At 27.8% G+C, this 24,705-nt stretch carries 18 protein-coding genes and 1 riboswitch; of the genes, 3 read left to right on the plus strand and 15 right to left on the minus strand.

Annotated features, from left to right (window positions below):
* Positions 1-1,058: 1,058 nt before the first annotated feature.
* Entirely contained in the window at positions 1,059-1,499 is a 441-nt protein-coding gene (locus ABUA17_RS08665; protein WP_052330640.1) for a prepilin-type N-terminal cleavage/methylation domain-containing protein, read from the plus strand.
* Positions 1,500-1,893: 394 nt separating this feature from the next.
* Here the strand turns inward: ABUA17_RS08665 and ABUA17_RS08670 are convergent, their stop codons facing one another.
* Positions 1,894-3,189, minus strand: coding sequence for a M18 family aminopeptidase (locus ABUA17_RS08670; RefSeq protein ID WP_195952594.1), 1,296 nt, complete (start codon positions 3,187-3,189; stop codon positions 1,894-1,896).
* 560 nt (positions 3,190-3,749) lie between these two features.
* Between ABUA17_RS08670 and ABUA17_RS08675 the strand changes: the two genes are divergently transcribed.
* Entirely contained in the window at positions 3,750-4,925 is a 1,176-nt protein-coding gene (locus tag ABUA17_RS08675) for a cation diffusion facilitator family transporter (RefSeq protein ID WP_042397550.1), read from the plus strand.
* 392 nt (positions 4,926-5,317) lie between these two features.
* On the opposite strand, the gene ABUA17_RS08680 is transcribed toward ABUA17_RS08675, so the two are convergent.
* From ABUA17_RS08680 to ABUA17_RS08695, 4 genes are all read right to left on the minus strand, one after another.
* The gene (locus ABUA17_RS08680; RefSeq protein WP_055291540.1) at positions 5,318-7,891 is read right to left on the minus strand and encodes a tetratricopeptide repeat protein; all 2,574 of its coding nucleotides are present in this window, start codon (positions 7,889-7,891) and stop codon (positions 5,318-5,320) included.
* Between the two features lie 151 nt (positions 7,892-8,042).
* The gene (locus ABUA17_RS08685; RefSeq protein WP_042397552.1) at positions 8,043-8,765 is read right to left on the minus strand and encodes an amino acid ABC transporter ATP-binding protein; all 723 of its coding nucleotides are present in this window, start codon (positions 8,763-8,765) and stop codon (positions 8,043-8,045) included.
* Positions 8,752-9,432: an amino acid ABC transporter permease gene (locus ABUA17_RS08690; RefSeq protein WP_042397555.1), complete on the minus strand. Its 681-nt coding sequence runs from the start codon at positions 9,430-9,432 to the stop codon at positions 8,752-8,754. The genes ABUA17_RS08685 and ABUA17_RS08690 overlap by 14 nt, the downstream gene beginning before the upstream one ends.
* Before the next feature lie 118 nt (positions 9,433-9,550).
* The gene (locus ABUA17_RS08695; RefSeq protein ID WP_195952595.1) at positions 9,551-10,399 is read right to left on the minus strand and encodes a transporter substrate-binding domain-containing protein; all 849 of its coding nucleotides are present in this window, start codon (positions 10,397-10,399) and stop codon (positions 9,551-9,553) included.
* A gap of 362 nt (positions 10,400-10,761) precedes the next feature.
* Between ABUA17_RS08695 and ABUA17_RS08700 the strand changes: the two genes are divergently transcribed.
* Positions 10,762-11,844, plus strand: a complete 1,083-nt coding sequence (locus ABUA17_RS08700; protein WP_042397561.1) for a PRK06851 family protein — start codon at positions 10,762-10,764, stop codon at positions 11,842-11,844.
* Between the two features lie 615 nt (positions 11,845-12,459).
* On the opposite strand, the gene ABUA17_RS08705 is transcribed toward ABUA17_RS08700, so the two are convergent.
* The 10 genes from ABUA17_RS08705 to ABUA17_RS08750 all read right to left on the minus strand — a co-directional run bounded on the left by ABUA17_RS08705 (position 12,460) and on the right by ABUA17_RS08750 (position 24,693).
* Positions 12,460-13,383 (minus strand): IS1/IS1595 family N-terminal zinc-binding domain-containing protein, encoded by a 924-nt coding sequence (locus ABUA17_RS08705; RefSeq protein WP_042397567.1) that lies wholly within the window; start codon positions 13,381-13,383, stop codon positions 12,460-12,462.
* Between the two features lie 140 nt (positions 13,384-13,523).
* Positions 13,524-14,657 (minus strand): M20 family metallopeptidase, encoded by a 1,134-nt coding sequence (locus tag ABUA17_RS08710; RefSeq protein ID WP_042397570.1) that lies wholly within the window; start codon positions 14,655-14,657, stop codon positions 13,524-13,526.
* 336 nt (positions 14,658-14,993) lie between these two features.
* Entirely contained in the window at positions 14,994-16,436 is a 1,443-nt protein-coding gene (locus ABUA17_RS08715; RefSeq protein WP_042397575.1) for a YfcC family protein, read from the minus strand.
* A gap of 197 nt (positions 16,437-16,633) precedes the next feature.
* Positions 16,634-16,809: riboswitch (Lysine riboswitch) on the minus strand.
* A gap of 173 nt (positions 16,810-16,982) precedes the next feature.
* Positions 16,983-17,687: a GntR family transcriptional regulator gene (locus ABUA17_RS08720; protein ID WP_055275284.1), complete on the minus strand. Its 705-nt coding sequence runs from the start codon at positions 17,685-17,687 to the stop codon at positions 16,983-16,985.
* A 274-nt stretch (positions 17,688-17,961) separates the two neighbouring features.
* On the minus strand, positions 17,962-18,228 hold the full coding sequence (locus ABUA17_RS08725) for a PTS sugar transporter subunit IIA (protein WP_195952596.1): 267 nt from the start codon (positions 18,226-18,228) through the stop codon (positions 17,962-17,964).
* 12 nt (positions 18,229-18,240) lie between these two features.
* Positions 18,241-18,975 (minus strand): chitin disaccharide deacetylase, encoded by a 735-nt coding sequence (gene chbG / locus ABUA17_RS08730; protein ID WP_042397581.1) that lies wholly within the window; start codon positions 18,973-18,975, stop codon positions 18,241-18,243.
* Positions 18,976-18,988: 13 nt separating this feature from the next.
* Positions 18,989-20,290 carry a 6-phospho-beta-glucosidase gene (locus ABUA17_RS08735; protein WP_195952597.1) on the minus strand — a complete coding sequence of 434 codons (1,302 nt, stop codon included), beginning with the start codon at positions 20,288-20,290 and terminating at the stop codon, positions 18,989-18,991.
* A gap of 264 nt (positions 20,291-20,554) precedes the next feature.
* Positions 20,555-21,877, minus strand: a complete 1,323-nt coding sequence (locus ABUA17_RS08740; protein WP_288161057.1) for a PTS sugar transporter subunit IIC — start codon at positions 21,875-21,877, stop codon at positions 20,555-20,557.
* A gap of 82 nt (positions 21,878-21,959) precedes the next feature.
* Positions 21,960-22,265 carry a PTS sugar transporter subunit IIB gene (locus ABUA17_RS08745; protein WP_042397590.1) on the minus strand — a complete coding sequence of 102 codons (306 nt, stop codon included), beginning with the start codon at positions 22,263-22,265 and terminating at the stop codon, positions 21,960-21,962.
* 334 nt (positions 22,266-22,599) lie between these two features.
* Positions 22,600-24,693 (minus strand): HelD family protein, encoded by a 2,094-nt coding sequence (locus ABUA17_RS08750; protein ID WP_195952711.1) that lies wholly within the window; start codon positions 24,691-24,693, stop codon positions 22,600-22,602.
* Positions 24,694-24,705 lie beyond the last annotated feature (12 nt).

Consider the following 24,705-nt stretch of genomic DNA (forward strand, 5'->3'; position numbering starts at 1 on the left):
AACATGAACGTACCCGTATGGGTTATTTTTTTTGCAATTAATTAGTGTTGCACTTGATATTGTAATTTATCATATAAATAAGTAGTGATAAGTCTTTCGGGTAGTTTTATCACTACTTATTTTTTATTACGTCATCTTTTATCACTTCTTTTTTTATTATTTTTTATTACTTTTATTACTTTTATTATTTTTTATTACTTTTATCTTTATCATTTTTAACTCTTTATCATTTCTTAATTCTATTCTTTTATTTTTCTCTTAATTCTCTGTTTTTATTTTTCTGCCATCTACTCGCCATTGTTCATTATCTATTATCTATTTTCTATTTTTATATTTACTACAATTATTATATGATTTTTATTATTCTCCAAATTATATTTTTATAAATTAATATATAGTTCATACTATACTTTATATTTTTAAATATAAAAGGATTTTGAAACTATTATTTCTATATTAAAAGATAGTCCTTTACCCTCTATGATTTGTTTTCAAGTGTATTATACATAATTTTGTTATCTCCTGATAAATTTCTTTATCATTCTAATTGCAGTATGTTTAAATGAAAATATCCGAAATTATGCTTAATATTATTTTCAGTAATATTAAAATACCTCTTGAACCATCATATTCCTTTATAAAGCTTTTCTTTACAATATACTTTATATCCAAGAAATCGATATTTTCTCAATATTATAAAATAAAGATACACTATACCTATCCTTGAATTAATAGTTCAAAATCCTCCAAAGAGATAACACTATATAAAATTAAAAAAACAGTAGTAATGCATAACAAACATATTATCATTAACTTCTATTTCAATATTTTATAAACTCTTAGCAGAATGCTTATTTAATATTAATAAATTTTATTCTTTGTCATCTCTTATTATTGTTTTATCCGTTTTAGGCTTAATTTATTCATATTTTTTAGAACTTTTCACAAAAAGTTAAAATTTTTGTTTAGGTTTGTATATATTTTTCTATTCTAGGTAAGACTTCGTAAAGACTTAACTAGGCCTAGAGTTAAGAAATTTATTTTATAGGAGTGACTAAATGATAAAATATAATTTTAATTTAGAAAAGCTAAAAAAATTCTTTAAACTTAAAAGAAAGGATAAAAATGATGGATTTACTTTAGTTGAACTTGTTGCTGTTATGGCCATTATTGCAATTCTTGCTGCTGCATTTATTCCAAGGTTCGGAAATTATCTTACTGAAGCTAAAAAGGTTGGTATTTTAAATGAAGCCAAATCTATTGTTACTGCTTATGAGTCTATAAGGCATAAATCTGGTTTTGATACTGATTCAATAGGTTCCGATTTTGAAGGTGATAATCTACCATTAGAGGCTGGTACTTTAACAAAATTAAGTAGCGCTACAGTAGAACAATGTAAATTAATCATTGATACTGAAAGTAATAATTTTACTTTTAATGATGACGGAACTTCCATAATTATTAACGATGATGTAAGCAATTCTATTACTTTAGATTAGTTTTTATAATATTTCATAACTCCTCAATTATTGTGAAATATAAAAAATTAATTTATTCAACAATTATTAAAAACACTAATAATTTATTCAACATATATTATAAAATCCAAACAGTAATTTATATAATAATCATTAATGTAATATTATAATTTTAAATGGACTAATACATATATCAATTTATAAACTAATTTTTATAAAAGAATTTATTTCGCAGAATATAAGTTTCTGCTACTAAAAAAAAATTATCAATACTTCTTAAAATTATCAATAACTCTTTAGGAAATACACTTTTCTAAAGAATACAAAAGCTGTGTCTAATCTACTGCAACATTAATTTTTTTAATACACATTGTAGCTTTGACACAGCTAACTTAAAATATATTTATATCATAAATTATAAACTAAAGAATTCTGTAAATGCTTTAACAGTATAATAGTTATCCTTAACACTTGCTAATTCTCTTATTGAGTGCATTCCAAGCACTGGTGCTCCCATATCAATTACAGGAATAGTTAAATTTGCTGATGTTACAGGACCTATTGTAGTTCCACCTCTAACATCTGATCTATTAACAAACTTTTGGAATGGAACTCCTGCAGCTTCACAAACACTAGCAAATACAGCTCCATTAAAGCTATCAGTACTATAGCTTCCTGATGCAGCTATCTTTAATACTGGACCACCTTCAAGAACTGGTCTATTTGTAGGATCATGCTTATCTCCTAAGTTAGGATGAACAGCATGCGCTAAATCAGCTGATATCATTATAGATTTAGCTAAAGCTCTATAATATCCTTCTCTGTCTTTTCCTAATCCAAGTGTAATTCTTTCTAATATATTATTTAATAATGTAGAATTAGCACCTTCAGCTGTTAAGCTTCCTATTTCTTCATTATCTATGCAAATCATAACCTTAGTTGCAGCATTTTCTCTGCTATCAACTAATGCCTTAACTCCAGCAAATACCATCCATAAATCATCAAATCTTCCTGAAGAAATAAGTTCTTCATTCATTCCTATTAATGATCCTTTTTCATATTCATATAATCCAAGTTCAAAGTTTAGTATATCCTCTTTATTAACTTGTAGTTCATTAGCAAGAATATTCATTAAGTAATCTTCTTTTTCTAACCTATCATTTATAAGTCCTAATAAAGGTAATGTATCAACTTGTCTGTTGATTTTATATCCATCATTAACTTCTCTATTCATGTGAATTGCTAAACTTGGAATTATTAATAATGGCTTATTAATGTTAACTAATCTTATTTCTGGTTTTAATGGAGAAGCTCCTTTTAATGCAACCTTACCTGCGATTCCTAAAGGTCTATCATACCAAGTATGAAGTATTGGTCCTCCATAAACTTCAGTATTTAATTTAACATATTTACCTTCACTTATCATTTGTGGATTTGGTTTTATTCTAAATCCTGGTACATCTGTATGTGCTCCAATAAGTCTTAGTCCAGTTTCTTCTATATCTCCAGTACCTACTTCAAAAGCAATTAATGCTGAATCATTTTTCACAACATAATATTTACCTTTTGGTTGTAAGTTCCACTTGTCTTCTTCTTTTATTTCTATAAATCCATTTGCATCTAATATTTTTTGAGTAGCCTTAACTCCATGACAAGCACTTGGGCTATCATATAAGAAGTCTATTAATTCTAATGCTAGATTCTTTTCCATAGTCATTTGCTCCTTTACTTGTTGTATATATTTTACTATACTTCATTTGCTATTTTTTCTCAACTCATTTAAAAATATGAATTTTCATTTTAGGAAACTCTCCATTCATTTTTGTTAATATTAGTAATTCTATTTGAACAAATTAAAATTTGGAAATTTATTAAATAAAACTAACTATATAACAATATTTTGTTATAACAAATTTATATACTATTCCAACAACATTTTGATATAACAGTTCTACATACTATTCCAACAACATTTTGATATAACAGTTCTACATACTACCCCAACAACATTTTGGTATAACAGTTCTACATACTATCCTAACAACATTTTGATATAACAGAACTATATAGTACTATTTAACATCTTAATAAATTCATTTAACTTCTCACTCATACTGCTTGTCATTCTTCAAACTTGTAATTCTCTATAGTTGACTTTTATATTAGATTAAATTAGCATAATATAATAAGACGCATAAATGGAAATAATATGTTTCATAAAAATAAATACTTTATTATATATTAATAAAAAATAAATATGGGAGGATTCTTATGTTATCAAATTTTTTAGTAAAAAGATTTGTTAAAAACTCTGAAAATGTATCAGATGTTAAAGTTAGAGAATCTTACGCTAATCTTGCTGGGATCATTGGAATAATTACCAACTCACTTCTTTTTTTAATTAAGTTATCTGTTGGCTTACTTTCTAACTCAGTTTCAATTTTAGCTGATGCATTTAATAATTTATCTGATGCAGCTTCTTCAATAATAACTATTATAGGTTTTAAAATGGCAAATAAACCAGCTGATGCTGAGCATCCATTTGGTCATGGACGTATCGAATATATAACTGCAATGATAGTTTCATTTATGGTTATGCTTGTAGGATTACAATTTGTAAAAACTTCATTTCAAAAGATAGTTAACCCTACTCCAGTAACCTTTGAAATGATACCATTTTTATTATTACTTATTTCAATTGGCTTTAAATTCTGGTTATCTAAATTTAATAAATCTATAGGTAATAAAATAAATTCATCTACTTTAAAAGCAACTGCAACTGATGCTATGGGCGATGTTTTCACTTCAAGTACTGTTGTTATTTCTTTTTTAATTTCAAAGTTTACAACACTTCCTATTGATGGATATATCGGTATAATCGTTGCTTTAGCTATAGTTTATTCAGGATTTTCTCTTATTAAGGAAACACTTAGTCCACTTTTAGGAGAACCACCAGACCCTGTTTTAGTAAGTAATATTACAGATATGGTTATGTCTTATGATAATATCACTGGAATTCATGATTTAATTGTTCATAATTACGGCCCTGGAAGAATTATGGCTTCAATCCATGCTGAAATTCCTAGTAACATTGATATCATGGAAATTCATGATATTATAGATGCTGCTGAAAGGGAAATTTCTAAAAAACTAAATATTTATTTAGTAATTCATATGGATCCTATTTGTGTTGATACTGAAGAAATAAGAGAAGCTAGACAAATGGTTGAAAAAATACTTCTTAAATATGATGAAGTAAAATCTTTTCATGATTTCAGAGTTGTAGGTGATCATGATAAAAAGAATCTTGTATTTGATATTGAAGTGTGTCCAACAAAGCTTACACATGCAGAATCTCATACTAAATTATTATCTAAAATAGAGACTGACATTAAAAAAGAAGCCCCTGAATACCGTTGCGTTATCACTATTGATTTAGCTCTATAGCATAAATTTTATGTTTTTTTTGTATTTTATTACAATATAAAATTCCTTTATTACATGCTATAATTTAATCATGCAGTTAATAAAACTTTGAAAATATTATTTATGATGAATTATTATTCGCTGTTATTTAATTACGACAGATACCATATTTGCTTATAATAATGTACTAAAATATATTTTTGTTACATATATTTCATATAAGCATAAATTATTATAATTTATTCATATTGATTAAATTATAAATTCCTCAAAAAATAAATGGAGAAGTCTACCATTGGATTTCTCCATTTATTTTTTATTTTTTATTTTTAAATAATAATACTTTAATTGATATTCTAAATTTAACTCAAAGGAGTGTATATAATAAATTTGACATTCCAATTATATTAAGTTTACTCCTTCAAATTATAATAAATTTTATCTTCTAATAATTGATAATATAAAAGTTTATCTTCAGGTTTTCTTTCAGAATACCATTTAATTAAATCATTAATTACTTCATATATTCCTTTATTAATAAGCTTACTTAATTTCCTTAAAACGATTAATTCCTCTATAGTAACTATTTTACTCTCTTCGTATTCTTTAAGCTTTTCCTTTAAAATTACATACTCACATTTACTAACGCCTAAAGCTTCTCCCTCCATTGCAATATTAAAGACTTCTTCATATTTAGGGTTGTTATATAAATTATTTTTATATAAATAATTTGCAAGCTGTCCATAGCACTCTAGATTTCCAAGTTCTATTCCTTCTTGATATAAATTTATTATTTCATCACTATTCATTTCAATTAGATTATTTTCAGCTAAATACCCCCTAATGAAATTTGCAGTACCTTTATCTATTTCTTCAATTTCATTTATTAATTCATATCCCTTTTCCTTATTTTCTTCAACACCTATTCCTTTGAAGCAGTAATATACAAGTCTTTCTTTTCCCTTTAAGGCATCCAAATCTATTAATTTAAATACATAATAAATTGCTTTAATATCACTTCTTCTCCCACCTATTCCCCTTTCATATATTTGTATAAGATTTTCGATTCCTTCAATTCCATTTTTATTAGCAGCCTTTTCATACCATTTAATAGCTAAATCTATATTTCTTGATAGAAAAATTCCTTTCTTATACCAATCTCCAAGCTTAATCATTGCCTTAATACAATTCCTCTCTGCTGCAATATTGTAATAACTATAGGCTTCCTCATAATCTTGTAATACACCTATTCCTTTTTCATATATATAACCAAACTTAAAGATTGATTCCTTAAGGTCATTTTCTACTCCAAATCTAATATATTTAACTAACTCTGCTCTATTAACTTCTTTACCTTCATTTAATTCATTAATCATAATTGAAGCTAAATAATCTGCTGCATATGGTGAATTTAATTCATATGCTTCTTTTAATAATTTCTTAACTATGTCAGTTGTTTTATCTCCAAATTTATTTAATCTTAAGTATGCAACTGCAAGTACATACATAGCATGTGGCTCCTTTTTAGCAGCTGCAATACTAACATATTCTATTGCCTTTTCTAAGTCCTTTTCAACACCATCACCATTGTAATACATTATTCCAAGCCTTTGAGTGCATTTTAAATTTCCCTCTTCATGTCCTTCTTCATATGCACTAATAGCTTGATTAATTAATCCTTGCTCCTCATATACTTTACCAATTTTAAAATAAATACTTTTATCTCCAAATTCTATAGCCTTATTATAAAGCTCTAAAGCAGTATAAACATCCTTTTTAACATATAATCCCTTTAAATACATTTCTGCTAATGATTCTATACAATTAGTATCTAATGCTAGATATCCTTTAGATAAATAGTGAAATGCTTTCTTATAATCTGGTTCTAGATATATCCCCTCTAAATATGATCTTCCAACAATATAATATGCATCTTCATAATCATTTTCAGCAGCTCTTTCAATCCAATAATAAGCACTAACTAAGTTTTCCTCACACCCTTCTCCATTCTTATACATTAAGGATAATGCATACTGTGATGCTGGAAAATTATTTTCAGCAGCTTTTTTATGCCATTTAAATGCACTATCTACATCCTTTTCTACACCAAACCCATTGTAGTAACATCTTCCAAGTTGATAATATGCAGCAGAATAATCATTTTCAGCACTTTTTTGGAACCAAATAAAAGCCTTATAATAATCTTTTGGTACTCCATTACCTTCAGAATATAATACCCCTATAGAATATTGTGCAAAAGCATTACCTTTACTAGCAGCTTTATAATACCATTGATATGCCATTTCATAATTTCTAGGTATTCCAATTCCTCTATCATAAAATAATCCTAAATAACTTTCAGCATATTCATCATTCATTTTTGCTGCATCTAGAAAATATTTATATGCAGTTTTATAATCTCTCTTTACCCCCCTTCCAAAATAATATTTTTCTCCAGACTCAACTAATTCCTGTGAGACCTCTTCTGCCTCTGTTTTCTCTAAAATATTACTTTCTATTTTTTTCTTACTTTCTAAATCACCCTTGTCTTTTTTTAGATATTTCTTAAATATTTCTTTTTCTGATTCAAATAAATCACTTATAAATAAAGAATAATTCTCGTTACCATAATTAATTACAAACCAGACAAGCACTTCATATAATAGCTTCATTTCAATAAGCTCTTGATCATTTTCATAATCGTGTTCATTACTTTTAGCCTTTTTACTCCATAATATTATTTTTTGTAATATTTCATTTGGAATAACATCCATCTCTTTCAATATATCTAACCTTTTTAACCATCCTACATTTTCATCATATAATATATTATTTTGTTTACATATATAATAAATAATATCATCAATTACAGCATCTACATCTTTATTTATCATCTCTGGACTAGTTTGTCCCTTTAATTCATTTAAATCTTCATATATATCTCTAAACTCTAACTTTAGAAAATCATAATTAAAGATTTTGTCCATATATCCTCCAATGTTATTACTCCTACTAATAGTTTATTATATGGTTAATAGGTTTATTAGTAGTATTTTTTTAATAAATAAAAAAATACTAGCTATATCAAAGAAAAATTTATTATATAAATCTTCCTTTAATATAGCTAGTTTAACTAAATTATAATACTTTTGATAAAAAGTCTATTGTTCTTGAGTTTTTTGGATGTGAGAAAATTTCTTCTGGAGTTCCTTGTTCAACTATATTTCCTGCATCCATAAATAAAATTCTATCTCCAACTTCTCTTGCAAATCCCATTTCATGAGTAACAACTACCATTGTCATACCATCTTTTGCAAGATCTTTCATAACACTTAATACTTCACCAACCATTTCTGGATCTAATGCAGATGTTGGCTCATCAAATAGCATAACATCTGGCTCCATAGCTAAAGCTCTTGCTATTGCTATTCTTTGCTTTTGTCCACCTGAAAGTGATGATGGATAAGCTTTTGCTTTATCAGTTAGGCCAACCCTCTCTAATAATTCAAATGCTTTCTTTTCTGCTTCAGCCTTACTAATCCCCTTAACCTTAATAGGTGCTATTGTTAAGTTTTCTAATACAGTCTTATGTGGGAATAAATTAAATTGTTGGAATACCATCCCCATCTTTTCTCTGATCTTATTTATATCAACCTTTTTATCAGTTATACTATTTCCTTCAAATACTATTTCTCCTGATGTAGGTTCTTCTAATAGGTTTAAACATCTTAAAAATGTACTTTTTCCTGATCCTGATGGTCCTATTACAACTACAACCTCACCTTTTTTTATATGCTCATTTATTCCTTTTAAAACATCATTTTTTCCAAAACTTTTATGAAGATTATTAACGTGAATCACTTTTTTTCATTCTCCTTTCTATAAGAGATATAATTCTACCTAATGTAAATGTCATAATAAAGTAAAATACTGCTGCTACTATGTATGGCTCTAATCCAAGATATGTAGAACCTACAACAACTTTCCCTGCAAACATTAATTCATTAACACCTATTATTGAAGCCATTGATGATTCCTTAATTATTGCAACGAATTCATTACCTATAGCAGGTAAGATATTTTTAACAGCTTGTGGTATTACAATTAACATCATTGCTGTGCTCTTTTTCATTCCTAAACTTCTTGCAGCTTCCATTTGACCCTTGTCTACTGCTTCTATACCAGCTCTTACTATTTCTGATACATATGCTGCTGAATTTAATGCAATTGCTATAACTGCTGATGTAAATGGACTTAAATCTATTCCAAAGAACATCTTAGATCCTGCATACATAATTAAGATTTGTAATAACATTGGTGTTCCTCTAATTATTTCAATATAAACAACCGCTATTATCTTTAAAGGCTTTATCTTCCAAATATGAAAGTTTGACGTCTTCATAAAGAATAATAAAGATCCAAATAGTGCTCCAAAAAATACTGTAATTAACGAAATTAATAATGTATATTTAACCCCTTCAAAATAGTAAGGTAAATAATTTGGCACGAAGCTAAAATCAAAATTCATTTTTTTCATCCCCCTCAATATCAACTATTCATAGTAATATATTAATAAAATTTACTATTTAACAGTTTAGAGAACATAGTTACATCCCCTAAACTGCTATAACTAAATTCTATATTTATTATTCAGCAACTCCTGTACTTGCAGCTAATTCATTTGCTTTTAATATATAATCGTCCATCTTTCCTGATTCATTTAATTCATTTATAACTTCATTTATTTTAGCTAATAATTCTGGATTATTTTTAGCAACACCTACTGCATTACCACCAGTTTTTTCTTCATAAGTAGGTTCACCTACTGCTAAATCTGGATTATTTTTAACTGCCATTTCAGCAACCGGCTTTTCCATTACTATTGCATCAACTTTTCCAGATTTCAATTCTAATATTAAATTATTAACATTAGCTAGTAATTGTAAATCCGCATTTGGAATTTCTGCCTTTGCTATTTGTTCTTGAGTTGATCCTAGTTGTGCTCCAACTTTTGCACCTTCTAAATCAGCAAATGTTTTATACTTGTCTGCATCTTCAGTTCTTACTAATATTCCATGTTGTGAGTTATAATAGATATCTGAGAAATCTACAACTTTAGCTCTTTCTTCAGTTGGATTCATTCCTGAAATTACAACATCAACCTTTCCTGCTGGCAATGCTGATACTAATGCATCAAAATCCATTTCTTGAATTACTAATTCAACCCCTATTGCATCAGCTATTTCATTAGCTATATCTACATCAAATCCACCAATAACATCTTTTCCATTTTCATCTATGTAGTGGAATTCATATGGTGCATAATCCGCGCTCATTCCTACAACTAATTTACCTTTTTCTTGTATTGTTTCTAATAAGTCAGTGCTATTATTATCTGATGCTTTGTTACTTGATGCCCCACATCCAACAAAACCCATAGTCATTACTCCTAACATTACTGCTGCTATCACTTTTTTCATTAATCCTTTTTTCATATTTAAATCCCCCTCGACTATTCATTGTTAATCTTTTCCTTAACCTCGGTATAATTATACAACACATTATCATATTTATGCAACACTCTTTTTGATTTTTTTATATTTTTTTATATTTATGCATAAATATTATAGTTTTTATGAATATTTATATAACATTTATGAAATTTATAATATTTTCCTACAATTTCCTTGTTTTTTATACATATTTTATACATATCTTCTGCATATATATTTATATTTTCTTTCAAAAATAGCAAGCAATAATATTAAAATTAAATTATTTCATTAAATTTGTCCATTTTTATATCCATCATGAATAAAATATTATGAATAACTTAATTTTATTAGGAGTGAAATTAATGACAACACTAAAAGAGAGACATCTCTTTCCTGGTGGAAACACCTCTAAAGGCTTCTATTCATTTTATAGATATGTACTTTCTCAAGATGATGCAAAACGTATACTTTGTATAAAAGGTGGCCCTGGTACTGGAAAATCTCAACTTATGAAAAAAATTGCTGCTTATTTCAGCAAAAAAGGATATACAATAGAATATCATCATTGTTCTTCAGATCCGAATTCTTTAGATGGAGTTTTAATTAAAGAATTAAACATAGCTTTATTAGATGGTACATCTCCACACATTGTTGATCCTATAAATCCTGGAGCTGTAGATGAAATACTTAATATGGGTGATGCCTTAGATATGGATGTACTTTCTAAAAACAAAAAAGAAATTATCTCTTTAAACAAGGAAATTGGTAAGAACTTTAAAAGAGCTTATAGATATTTAGGCTCTGCTAAATGCATTCATGATGATTGGAGCAGTCTAAATTACGAATCTTTAGATTCTAATAAGATTTCTAATATTATCGAAAACCTAAAAAATAATATCTTTAAGTCTGATAAAATTGGATATGGCGGCGAACGTCATCTTTTCGCAACTGCAATTACACCTGATGGAATAATTACTTATGCTGATCAGCTTAGTAGTGAATTTAAAAAGAAATATGTATTAACAGGTGGCCCTGGCTTTGGTAAGACTGATATTTTAAAATTTATAGGCAGTAGTGGTCAAAAGAAAGGTTTCTTTATTGAATATATGCATGATCCTTTTGTTCCTGAAAGAATCGAGCATATTTTTATTCCTGAATTATCAACCTGCATTATAAGCAATAATGAAATTAACCAAGCTAATTATACTGGTATTGAATATAATTTATTTGACTACACTAAATCTAATTTACCATCTTCAAAAATTGACGATATAAAATATAATAGTAATTTATTCTATGAATTAGTTAATAAGAGTATTTCTTTAATCCATAATGCTCATATATTACATGACGAATTAGAAAGTTATTATATTAAAGCAATGGATTTTTCTGTTGCTAATGATATTTATGATAATGTTATTAAGAAATTAAGTAAATACGAATAAATTAAAAAGATTACATCAATGTTATTAAATATTGATGTAATCTCCTTTTACTTTTTTTACTTAACAACCAATTAAATTACTAACCATAATCCAATAATTTAAATATGTTTTTTTCTCAAAAATATGATACTACATTTTTAATATTCCCTGTTTCATTCCATCGATTAAAACTTATTCTCTTTTTGGAATTAAAATATAATTTGATAAGTTAATATTTAATTTTTATCAAACCTCATATTTTGTATATTTTTACAAAGCAAATTCATTTTATTTATTTTTATTTATTCACTATAACATAAATCATTTTACACTAATTCATCTCAAGGGTATATCATATGTCTTTCATCCCTATACGAATCTGTTATATCAAATTGTTGTTAACAACAATTTGATATAACAGATTCGTATAGGACTTAACTGCTACTCTATAATCTTATGTCTGACTATAAATTTCATTTATATATAATCTAGAAAAAGCAACCTTTTTTAACTTTTAAGTAGCACAACTAAACCACTATCTAATTTGAATAGTGGCTTCTTAATCATCACAATATATAATAAAAATTCTCCCTCATTTTCTGACTATATATCAACACTTTATTTTTAGAATTAAGTTTATACTTCTAATTCTTTTAGTTTTATTGAATTCCATGTAATATACGTACTTATTTCTACACCTAAATTAATTTTAAATTTTATTCTTTCTTCAATTGGTATACAATTTTTATATTCACCATTATTTTTATATTCAAAAGCCCTCAAACTTAAATAATCACTTAGGTATTTACTTGCAATACCTCTAAATTTTTTTAGCCATAATTTAGCTTTAATAGAATACTTTCTATGAGTGTTTTTCTCAATTTTCTCATTTAACTTGCTCTTATTTACTTCTATGAATACTTTACAAAAATAATCAAGTCTTGCATCTATCATTCCAACTATGTATGCCTTCTCATCTATGCGTTGTATTAATTTTTTCTTTATTTCATTAAATCCAAAGTACCTTCTACCAGCTATAACTGAAATTATGTTAATAGAATCATTTACACCATTAATAGTTACAATCTTATCTCTTTCTTTAGTATTTATATTTCTACTACCTTTAAAATTCTCAGTTGTTACTAGCTTAGTAAACTCTACATAAGAATCTATTCTTTCAATATGATTTTTTATCTTTAAATCATGTAAAAATCTATGTCTCCAATAAAATGACGTTACTAAAGTAATATTTAATGCTTTAGCACATTCCCTTAATGTTAGTCCATTAATAAAAACATCATAGTATTTTACCCAGTTCTCCTTAAATTTTTTAGAACATCTAAAAGGATTATTGCTCTCCTTAGTAAATGTTTTTTCACATTTTGTATTCTTACATCTATATCTTTGAATTCCTTTATAACTTCCAAACTTAATAAATTCAGTACATTCGCAATATGGGCATTTTTCACTTTTATCCTCAATATTATCTACTTTTAATTCATTTATAATTTTATTATTTCTTCTCTGATTTATAATTAATTTTTTATATGCATTTCTCATAACTCATCACCAGTTATGATTATTAACATATGACTTAAGTTCTAAACCGCATTATTATAAAATTTATTCATTTAATAAAGTTTTTAGTATAAAAAGGGATGGTTTAAAAATAACCATCCCTTTTTATCAACATAATCTATTTATTTTCTTAAATCTTCATTTTTAACTATAACATCATACCCTGTGTAAGCTAATGCTAATGCTGCAACTAATAATCTATCATGAGCCTTATCTGTAGTTGTAGTATCAGCCATTTTAGTTGTATGCCCTGATAGCGGACAATCTGTTAACCCTATATACGGATGAATTGTTGGAGCAACATGACTCACATTACCTATATCACTTGATGCTAAGCTCTTTTCTGGAGCATTTATTTCTGTAATTCCTAATGTTCTTAAGTTTTCATTAAACATTTCTGATAATGTTTCATTAGTTTTTAAGTTATCATATGGTAATTCATATCTATCCATTTCTAAAGTTGCACCAGTCATTAAGGCTGCCCCTTCGGCAATCTTTTTAACTTTTTCTAAAACATCATAAACTTTTTCTCTAGTTTCTGCTCTTAAATAGAATTGTGCTACGGCTTCATCTGGAACTATATTCGCAGCAACTCCACCCTTAACAATTATTCCATGCATTTTTACATCTGGAGTTACATGTTGACGAAGTGCATCTATTCCATTGAATAATTGAATAACACTATTTAATGCATTTATTCCCTTCTCTGGACAAGCTGCTGCATGAGCTGTTTTACCTTTGTATGTAAATTGAATTGCATATAGTGCATTACTTGATCCACTTGCTCTTGTTTCCCCTGCTGGGTGTACTATCATTGCTGCATCTAATTCATCAAATGCTCCAGCTTCTGTTAAAATAACTTTTCCACCATTTGTTTCTTCTGCTGGTGTTCCATAAACTATAACTTTACCACCAATTTCAGATAAAACTTTACTTAATGCAACTCCTGCTCCAGAAGATATAGGCCCTATCATGTTATGTCCACATCCATGTCCTATTTCAGGAAGTGCATCATATTCACATAAATATCCTACTGTTTTTCCTGGTTTTCCACTATCAAAAGTAGCTTTAAATGCTGTTTCCATCCCAGCATAAGGACATTCTATTTCAAATCCATGCTCTTTTAAGAATGTTGTTAATGCTTCAACAGCTTTATATTCTTCGTTTCCTAGCTCTGGATTATTGTATATGTAATCACTTATTTCTACTAATTTTTCTTTAATTAATTGACCTTCATTATATATTCTTTCCTTCATTTATTCTTCCTCCCTTGTAAAACAAATTAATAAGAAATTTAGTTAGTAATTAATAGTTTTAGGTTAGTAGTTGAATATAAAGCCTCTAGGAGCTTATTACTAATATTCCTTTAAAATTCAGTTTAATTGAATTTATTCTTAAACTACTACCTACAAATTATAAGCTACAAACTTATAATTCCTAACTATTACTTACTAACTAATAACTATTTACTATTACTTACCAACTCTTAAATATTGATCTAACTTTTAACTATTAATTCTTAACCAGCTAACTTAGCTATTAACCATTAATTCTAACTGATAACCTAATTACTAATTTAACTATTAACTAAATTAAGCCCATCCCATCATCATTGCACAAGTTACAAATATAATTCCAAGTGCAAATAAGATTATTTGTAATGGCATAATCCATTTAACCCATTTTGAATATGGTATTCCTGCCATTCCAAGACATGCCATTAATACTCCTGATGTTGGGAAGATAGCATTTGAGAATCCATCTCCTAATTGGAATATTAAAACTGTTGTTTGTCTTGATATCTCAAGTAAATCACCAAGTGGTGCTAATATTGGCATAGTTAACGCCGCTTGTCCTGAACCTGAAATAACAAAGAAGTTTATAAACATTTGAACTGGTAACATTACACATGCAGCTAATAATGATGGTAATTTACCTATAAATGATGATAAACCATATAATATTGTATCTATAATTTGAGCATTTTCAGCAATTATAACTATAGCTCTTGCAAATCCAATTACCATAGCAGCTCCAATCATATCCTTAGCTCCTGCTATGAATGCTTCTGCCATTTCATCAGCTTTTAATCCACCAACTATTCCTGCAAATATTCCTGTTATTAAGAATACAGCTGCTATTTCTGGAATCCAGAATCCTGCTTTTAGAACTCCCCATATAATAACTGCTAAGCAAACACCGATAGATGCAATAATAATTTTATGTGAAACTGTAAATTTAATTTCCTCACTTTGAGTTTGACTTAATTTTTTACGTTTTTCTTCATCTAATTTATACATTGGGCTAAATTCTGGATTTTTCTTAATTTTTCTTGCATAAATCATTAAGAATATAACTCCTACAGCGGTTGTTATAACCCATAAAATAGTACGGTATGCTAATCCTGAGAATAGTGGAATTTCAGCTATTGATTGTGCTATACCTACTGTAAATGGATTAAGCATAGCTGTTGCAAACCCTACGATACATCCTAAGTAACTTATCCCTACTGCTAATATACTATCAAATCCAAGTGCTAACATTAACGGAACTAAAATTGTTATAAATGGTATAGCCTCTTCAGTCATACCAAAAGTTGCTCCTCCAAGAGAAAACAGTGTAAATATAATAGGAATTATTAATAATTCATTGCCTTTAAAAATATTAACAACTTTAGCAATAGCTGAATCTATTGCTTTTGTTCTAGTTATTAAACTAAATGCCCCACCAACTACAAATAAGAATGCTATAATTTCTGCTGATTGCTCTAATCCGCTTATCGGTGCCTGCATTACTGAAAATAATCCTTGTGCTTCATTTTCAACATATTGGAATGAACCATTTAATACTACAGTTCTACTTTGTCCATTTACTTCTGTAACTACTCTTTCATATGCTCCACCTGGAACTATATATGTTGCTATTGCCATTAATATTATTATTGAAAAAATAATAACTAATGTATGTGGAACTTTTATTCCATTACTAAATTTTTTCCAAAAACCTTTTCTTTCGTTTTCTACTACGTTTTGCATTAGTTTAAAATCCCCCCTGAATTTATTATGTGACATTCTAGTTGAAGGAGATATCTTTTTAAAAGCTTCATGCTAATAAGTGATAGTTCTTCACAGTTTAATTAAAACAAAAAAAGCCTTGAGTTTATCACTCAAGACTATATTACTAACAAAAACTAATAAAATTTAACTCTTATCTTTTGTAAAAATATAACCATATTAGTGATAGCTCCTCACAAAGCGAACTGTGACAGTGTTATGTATCTTCTACATAACCCCAATGTTATAGCCTCAAAGCATTAGCTATACATTTCGGCGAAATTTCCTTTCTGTTTACATCACTGTGCTTACCTCCGCAAACATACTATTAAATATCGCAACCTCTACCTACTTCATATCTATTTGTCACTTATAATATACATTTTTTTATGTATATTGTAAAGATAATTTTGTATAATTATAAACTTTTCCGTCTTAATTCCTCAAAATACTACATATATAATCTACTTATAAGCCTAATTTAATATTTACATTAATTAATATATATTCTTGTATTTATATCCAATTTCAATACTTATCTACAGCAGCATTTAATGTCAATTTATATCCATAATGATATGTATGTGAATATTCAAAAACTTCTCCACCTTCTAATATTGCCACTTGCTCTATATGAAGAATAGGTGATTCACATTCTAATTCTAGTAGTTCCATTAATTCTTCACTTGATATTAATGCTTCAACTACACGTTGTGCCGTAGATATTTTATATCCACACTTCTCTAAATATTTATATAACGAATCACAATCAGTTTTCTTTAAATTGGGGAACATCTTTACAGGCATATAAGTTATCATATATGAAACCGGCGACCCCTCGGCATACCTTACTCTTTTAACTTCCCAAACATTTTCTCCCAATTCTAAATTTAATTTATCTTTTATAGTCTTATCAGCTTCAACTATAGACAAACTAATTAATTTAGTTATTACACTATACCCCTTATTAATCATTTCCTTAGTATAACTTTGAATATTGCTAATATTGTCAGAAATTCTATTAGCTAAAACAATGCTACCTATACCTCTTTTTCTTGTTATATAGCCTTCTTTAACTAAATTATTGTAAGCTGATCTTACTGTCATTCTTGTAACATTAAATTTTTCACATAATTTATTTTCTGATGGTAATAATTCACCTTGCTTTATTTCACCAGAATCAATTAATTCTTTTAAATATTTTTCTATTTTAACATACATTGGTTCAACCATTCTTTAAACTCCTTTGTATACTACTATAAATATAAGATGTATATACAAATAATAATAGTATATATATTCTATTATATCATATTTACATCTCTAAATTTTTGTATATTATTTTTATTTATAGAAAATTAACGATATAACTTTAAGAAATATTTTCTTAAGCCATACCGTTAAATGTATAAAATGTATAAGATATATAATATAAAAAATGGTTCGCTTATTTATTTTCTAACTTTACTAATCTTTCATAAACTTCTATAAATTCTTCAGCTAGTTGTTAAAAATTCATAGCATTCATTAAATGATCTTGTGCATGAATTAATAACACATTTACTTCTACGCTATTTCCTGAAGCTTCTTCAGTAATAAGCTTAGTTTGGAATGCGTGAGCTTTATGCATTTCTTCTTTTGATTTATTTATTAATTCTTTTGCTTCTTCAAAGTTACCAGCTTTAGCTTTGCTTAATGCATCATATGCTAATCCTTTAGCTTCTCCTGCATTAGCTATAAGACCAAATGATATTTCCATTAATTCTTCGTTCATATTTATATCCTCCTAAAGCTTACTGTAATTAGTAAGTTCTATGTTATTTTTTCTTAAATATTCTTGTACTTTTTCTGATGTTAAAATACTATATTCTTTCATTCTTTGCATTGCATAAGATGTTGAATTAACTAAGTACTCATCTACAAATGCTGGATGACACATGATATCTATTACATCATGCTTTTTAAGCTCATCCATATATTTTTCAAAATAATCCTCTGTTACATTTTCATTATAAAAACTTTCTGTCATTGGTATAACTTTGTCATAATCTAGTTTTGATTCAAATCCACCTCTTATAGGAAGATTATACTTCTTAACTATTTTCTCTATAACAGGTTTTAAACTTGATAATGTATGAACATGATGATGAGAATCCAAGTGATCAACATTTACACCACTATTAATAACCTTATTTATTTGGCTACAAAATTCTTCGTATACTTCATCTAAATCAAACTTTTCTTCTATAAGTTCATTAGTTATTCTTCTATAAAAGTTACCATTTTCATCTACTATTGTCTTATGATAATTTAAAACAGGTTTATTTAAGCTTAAAGTCATATGAACTCCACAGCCTAACCCTTTATTTTCTTTTAATAGTTCAACAGCATGATCAAAAGCTGGCATTCCTGCCATTATAGTAGTTGATCTTACTATTCCATTTTTATATGCTGATATTATTCCATAATTAACTGCTTCACTTAATCCAAAATCATCTGCATTTACTATTAATTTAGTCATATTAACACCTCTTCTATTTGAATTGTGGTAAATATTCTTTATGTGCTTCCATCATCTCATCTAGAATAGTTTTAGCTAAGTCATCTGATGGTATTAATGGATTTATACATAATGCTTGTAACGCTGCATTATAATCACCTTCAACTGCTGCCTTTGCTGCTAATATTTCAAATGCTTTTATTTCAGTAACTAATCCACTTACTGCAACTGGTAAATATCCTACTGATAAAGGTTTTGGACCTTCATTAGTTATTACACAGCTCATTTCTGCTGCTGAATCTTCTCTAAAGTCTCTTATTGCTCCATTATTTAATGTATTTACAACTTGAATATCCTTCTTATCATTGTAAATTGAGTTTATTAAGTTACAAGCTGCATCACTATAGTATGCTCCACCTCTTTTTTCTAATTGTGGTGGTTTAACAGCTAAATTTTCATCTTTATATAATTCAAATAAGTCGTCTTCTAAGGCTTTAACAGTTTCTCCTCTAGTTTTTCCATCCTTGAATCCTTCTAATTCTTCTTCTAACATTTCTTTATGTTTATAGTAATATTTATGATATGGACAAGGAATAACTCCTAGTGCTCTAACAAAATCAGCATTTAAAGGAATATCCTTTATATTTTGCATTGTTAATGATGAAGTAACGAATTTCTCAATTGCTTCTTTTGTTATATCTTTACCATCTAATCTTACATTCAATGCATAAACCATATGATTAAGTCCAGCAAAGTCCATTTCTACTCTATCTTTTTCCACTTCTAATATGTCTGCCATACCATTTTTAACACCTATTAGAACATTACATAATCCAATATATCTTCTAAAGTTTGTATATTTAAATACTGCTTCTGAAATTACTCCTGTTGGATTTGTAAAGTTAACAAGCCATGCATTTGGACAAAGTTCTTCAATATCCTTAATTATATCTAATACTACTGGAACTGTTCTAAGTGCTTTAAATAATCCACCTGCTCCATTAGTTTCTTGACCTATCACTCCATGTGAAAGCGGAATTCTTTCATCTTTTATTCTTGCATCTAATAATCCAACTCTTAATTGAGTAGTTACGAAATCAGCATCCTTTAATGCTTCTCTTCTATCTAAAGTTAGATTAACCTCCATATCCACTCCAGCTTTTTTTACCATTCTTTTGGCAAGATTTCCTACTATTTCTAACTTATGTTTTCCTTCTTCTATATCAACTAACCATAATTCCTTAACAGGTAGCTCTTTATGTCTTTTTATAAATCCTTCAACTAATTCTGGAGTATAGCTTGATCCTCCACCGATTGTAACTATTTTTAATACCATTTTTCATATTGTCCACCATCCTAACATTTATATTTATAAATTTGCTTTAATTAATCTGTATGTATTGTATTTTATTTAATAGTTCTTATTTTCTATAATCTCATTTAAGATAGCATTTTATATGCTGATTTTTACTCACTTTGTAAATGAATATAAAACAAAATATAAAATGTTAGGAGTTTTGAGTTTGGGATAAAGTCAACATTTATGTCAACTTTATTCTTTTATTAACTCCAAACTCCTATGCTTATTTTTCTATATCAATTAAGCTACTTGATCCATTTCCATTTTTCTAGCATCCATCTTTTCTGCCATAGCCACGAATGGTAAGTATATTAAGATTGAAACTGCTATATTAACTATACATAAAACTGCTCCTGACCAATGTCCTGTTGCCATAAATCCACCAAGTATTGGAGGTGTAGTCCAAGGCATAGTTGCCATTATTATTGGATGAACTAATCCAAATGAAATTGATAAATATGATATTATTGTTGTAACTATTGGTGCTATTACAAATGGTATTCCGAATATAGGATTTAATACGATTGGTAATCCAAATATTACTGGTTCACTAATGTTGAAGATTGATGGTGCTAATCCTAAAGCAAGCATATCTCTTCTTCTCTTACCTGCAATTGCTATAGCAATTAATAATCCAATTATTACTCCTGATCCTCCCATGAATACGAAAGCATCAAAGAACGGTCCTGCTAATACATGTAATTGATCTAATGGAGCTCCATTTTGAATCATTTCTGCATTTTGTGCTCCTAAGTTAGTTAACATTGTTCCTGTGAAAGGTAATGCAATATTTGCTCCATGTAAACCAACAAACCATAATCCATGAATAAAGAATGCTATCAATATAGCTGATGGTAATGTATCTGTTATATTACTTGATGGAATTCCTAAGTATTTGTTTATTAAATCTGTTAAGAATTGTCCATCTGCTGCTAATCTTATTAATAATCCTGCAACTGCAAATATAACTACTGTTAACATACCTGGGATTAACTTAGCAAATGATCTTGATACTGCTGGTGGAACCCCCTCAGGCATTTTAACTACTAATTGTTTTAGTTTTCCTAATCTAATAAATACTTCTGTTGATAAAATTCCTATTATAATTGCTGTAAATAATGCTCCTGTTCCTAAGTATGCAACTCCAATGAATCCCCAACCTTCTACTGCAGGTTGTCCATCAATTGCAATCTTTGCAACTTGTGGAATTAAAAGAATAAATATTGATGTTGCTATCATTGCTGATTGAAGCCCATTCTCTTCATATGATTTAGCTAAATTATATGCAACACCTATTACTAAAAGTAAAGCCATAATAGCTAATGTTCCAAACCATATATCTCCGTTTAATGATTTTATTTGCTGTCCAAATGTATTATCTGCTAAAAAGTTACTTAATGCCTTTATTGGTGCGTTATTTATAAGTGTTGCTAACGAACCTATTATTGTTAACGGTATCATTGCAACGAAAGCATCTCTTACTGCTACTAAATGTCTTTGTGCTCCCATCTTAGCTGCATATGGTGTAATGTACTTATCCATAAAAGCCATAAACTTTTCCATATCGTTCCCCTACCTTTATCTTGATATTTTTATAATTTCCCATTAATTCTCAATACCACTTTCTTTAAATCATACTTATATCTTATTTCTTTAATTCTAATGCTCTTTCTAAAACAGCTTTACCATTACATCTTCCGTAATCCATCATATTAATAACTTCTACTGGAATTCCGTGTGGTGCTGCTAAATCCTTAGCTTTACTTAAAATGTATCTAACTTGTGGCCCTAATAATAAAACATCGCACTTTTCAATTTCACTTTGTAGATTTACTTCTGAAATCGCCCAGATTTCACACTCTACTCCTTTTTCCTTTGCAGCCTCTTGCATTTTTGTTACTAATAAACTTGTTGACATACCTGCTGAGCAAGCTAACATAATTTTTATCATAATATATACCTCCAAACATTTATTTGATTCATGTATTCGTTTACTTACCTTATGTATACATTGTATATCCATTGTCTATACATTTCAAGCGTTTTTTAAAATATTTTTTGTTTTTTTATTTTCATACTCATTTTGCACTATTTATATACACTTTATTAAAAACAACCTCCTTAAAATATTAATTTCTTATTCCAATTCATATCGCTTTCATTCTTTACCAACATATTTAAAATCAAATGTATAGACATTTAATTTTAATATATATATTTACTTCTGACTATAAAAAAACTGCAAAGTTAATCCATTCATTCGATTAACTTTGCAGTCCTACTATTTATTTAAAATTAATTACCTTTAATCTATGTAGAGCTCTAGTTGCCATAATATATTTTACTAAATCATCTGTATTATCATCAAAATTAACTATTATAACTCCATCAAACTCAAGTCCTTTTGCATAATAAGAAGGAACTATGACTTTCCCACCTCTGTAAATAACATCTTCTCTATCAAATGCCAAAAGCTTAGTAAACTTTTTAAGCTCTGGCGCTATTCTTCTAAGTTGTTCCTTATCCTTAGTTATTATTGCAATATTATCATAATTTTCATCATCATAATCTTCTAATGTCTCTAAAATAGTATCAATTAAATCATCTTGATCTTTAACATCAATTTCTTCAACATCATACTTACCTTTTCTAACAAAAGGAACTATTGCATCTTCATTTAATAATTTACTTGCATACTCCATGATTTGGAATGTAGATCTATAACTCTTATTTAAAGCATAGTTCTTAACAAATCCACCAAATAAAGATTTTAACCTAAGCATTGCAGGTGTTTCTTCTACTTTAATTAATCTTTGATTTGCATCTCCAACTATAGTGTAGCTTCTACAACCTGTTAATTCTTTTAATACAATAAATTGAAGCATGCTATAATCTTGAGCTTCATCAATTACTATATGCTTAATTTCTTGACTAACTTTTTTACCATCAAGTTTAATCATTAAATAAAGTATTGCTGGTAAATCTAAGTATGATAAGTTTTGAGTCTTAGTAAATTCTTTATAAATGTCTACAATACTTTCATTATCTATCCATTTAGCTAAATTGTTTTTTTGAGTCATAAGTTCTCTAACAATTTCTCTAATTCTTATCTTTCTTTGGAACTCTATATTGTTTTGTTCAATTACTAATTGTTCTTCTGAAAGAGCTGATAATTTTTCTTTTACCTCATTATTTAAATTTCTTACTAGTTCATCTCTCTTATCTTTAAGCTTTGAAGTAATAATTCTCTTTATCTTTTGACTTCTTCTAAATAAAGGCATGTATTTATAATGTTTTTCAAATAACTCGTTAATTTCTTCTACTGAAACTACTTCTTCATCAAAGAATTTAGCAGGTTTAAAATTAAAGTAGTTAGCCTCTAATTCGTCACATTTTTCATCTAAAACAGTTATAAATTCTTCCCCGCCCTTATATTTTATCTCACTTATTATTTCTTCATTTCCATTTAGAACTTCTTCTAAATAAGCTGTAATATCAATTACTGGTTCATGTAATCCAATTTCATTTATTGCAAAACTAGCAAATGTTTGTTGATTAACATTACTTTCTCCTAAAGTAGGAAGGACATCCCCTATATAATCAATAAATATATCATTAGGTCCTAATATTAATACTTTATCTCCTAATTGTTCTCTAAAATTATATAAAAGATATGCAACTCTATGAAGTGCTATTGTTGTTTTTCCTGAACCTGCAACTCCATTAACAACTACAACTTTCATTCTTTCTTCTCTTATAATTTCATCTTGCTCTTTTTGGATAGTCATAACTATATCCTTAAGCTTTTCCCCAGCATTTGAAGATAAAATCATTTGTAAAATATCATCTTTAACATCTACATCAGAATCAAAGCAGCCCTCAAGCTTACCTTTTTTAATAAGTATTTGTCTTCTAGCTAATATATCAACTGGAACTTCCCCCTCTGGAGATTTATAACTAGTATTTCCTAATGTTCCTTTATAGAATAATGAAGCAACTGGTGCTCTCCAGTCAACTATTGCTGCATCAAAGCTTCCTTCCGGAGTTAATCCATATCTTCCAACATAAATTTCTTCAGCATATCCATTATCCTCAAAATTAACTTTACCAAAGTAAGGAGATTCTTTTAACTTTGTAAATTCAGCTAACTTTCTATCTATAGTTCTATACATTTCCTCTTTGACATATCTCTCATGGTCAAAGTATTCCATTACTTTATCTTCATCATCTCTATATTCTTCAATAAACTTCTTTCTATACTCTAATATGTAATCTGCAACATCTTTTCTTTTTTGTATGTAATTTAATATTTCTTTACTTAATAAATTAAGAGTATATTCTAAATTTTGTTCTTCTTGTAAAAATTCAAATTTATTCAAAGCTCCACGCAC

It is taken from the genome of Clostridium sp. RTP31139st1_H3_RTP31139_211217 (assembly GCF_040227035.1).
Lineage (GTDB): Bacteria > Bacillota > Clostridia > Clostridiales > Clostridiaceae > Clostridium > Clostridium saudiense.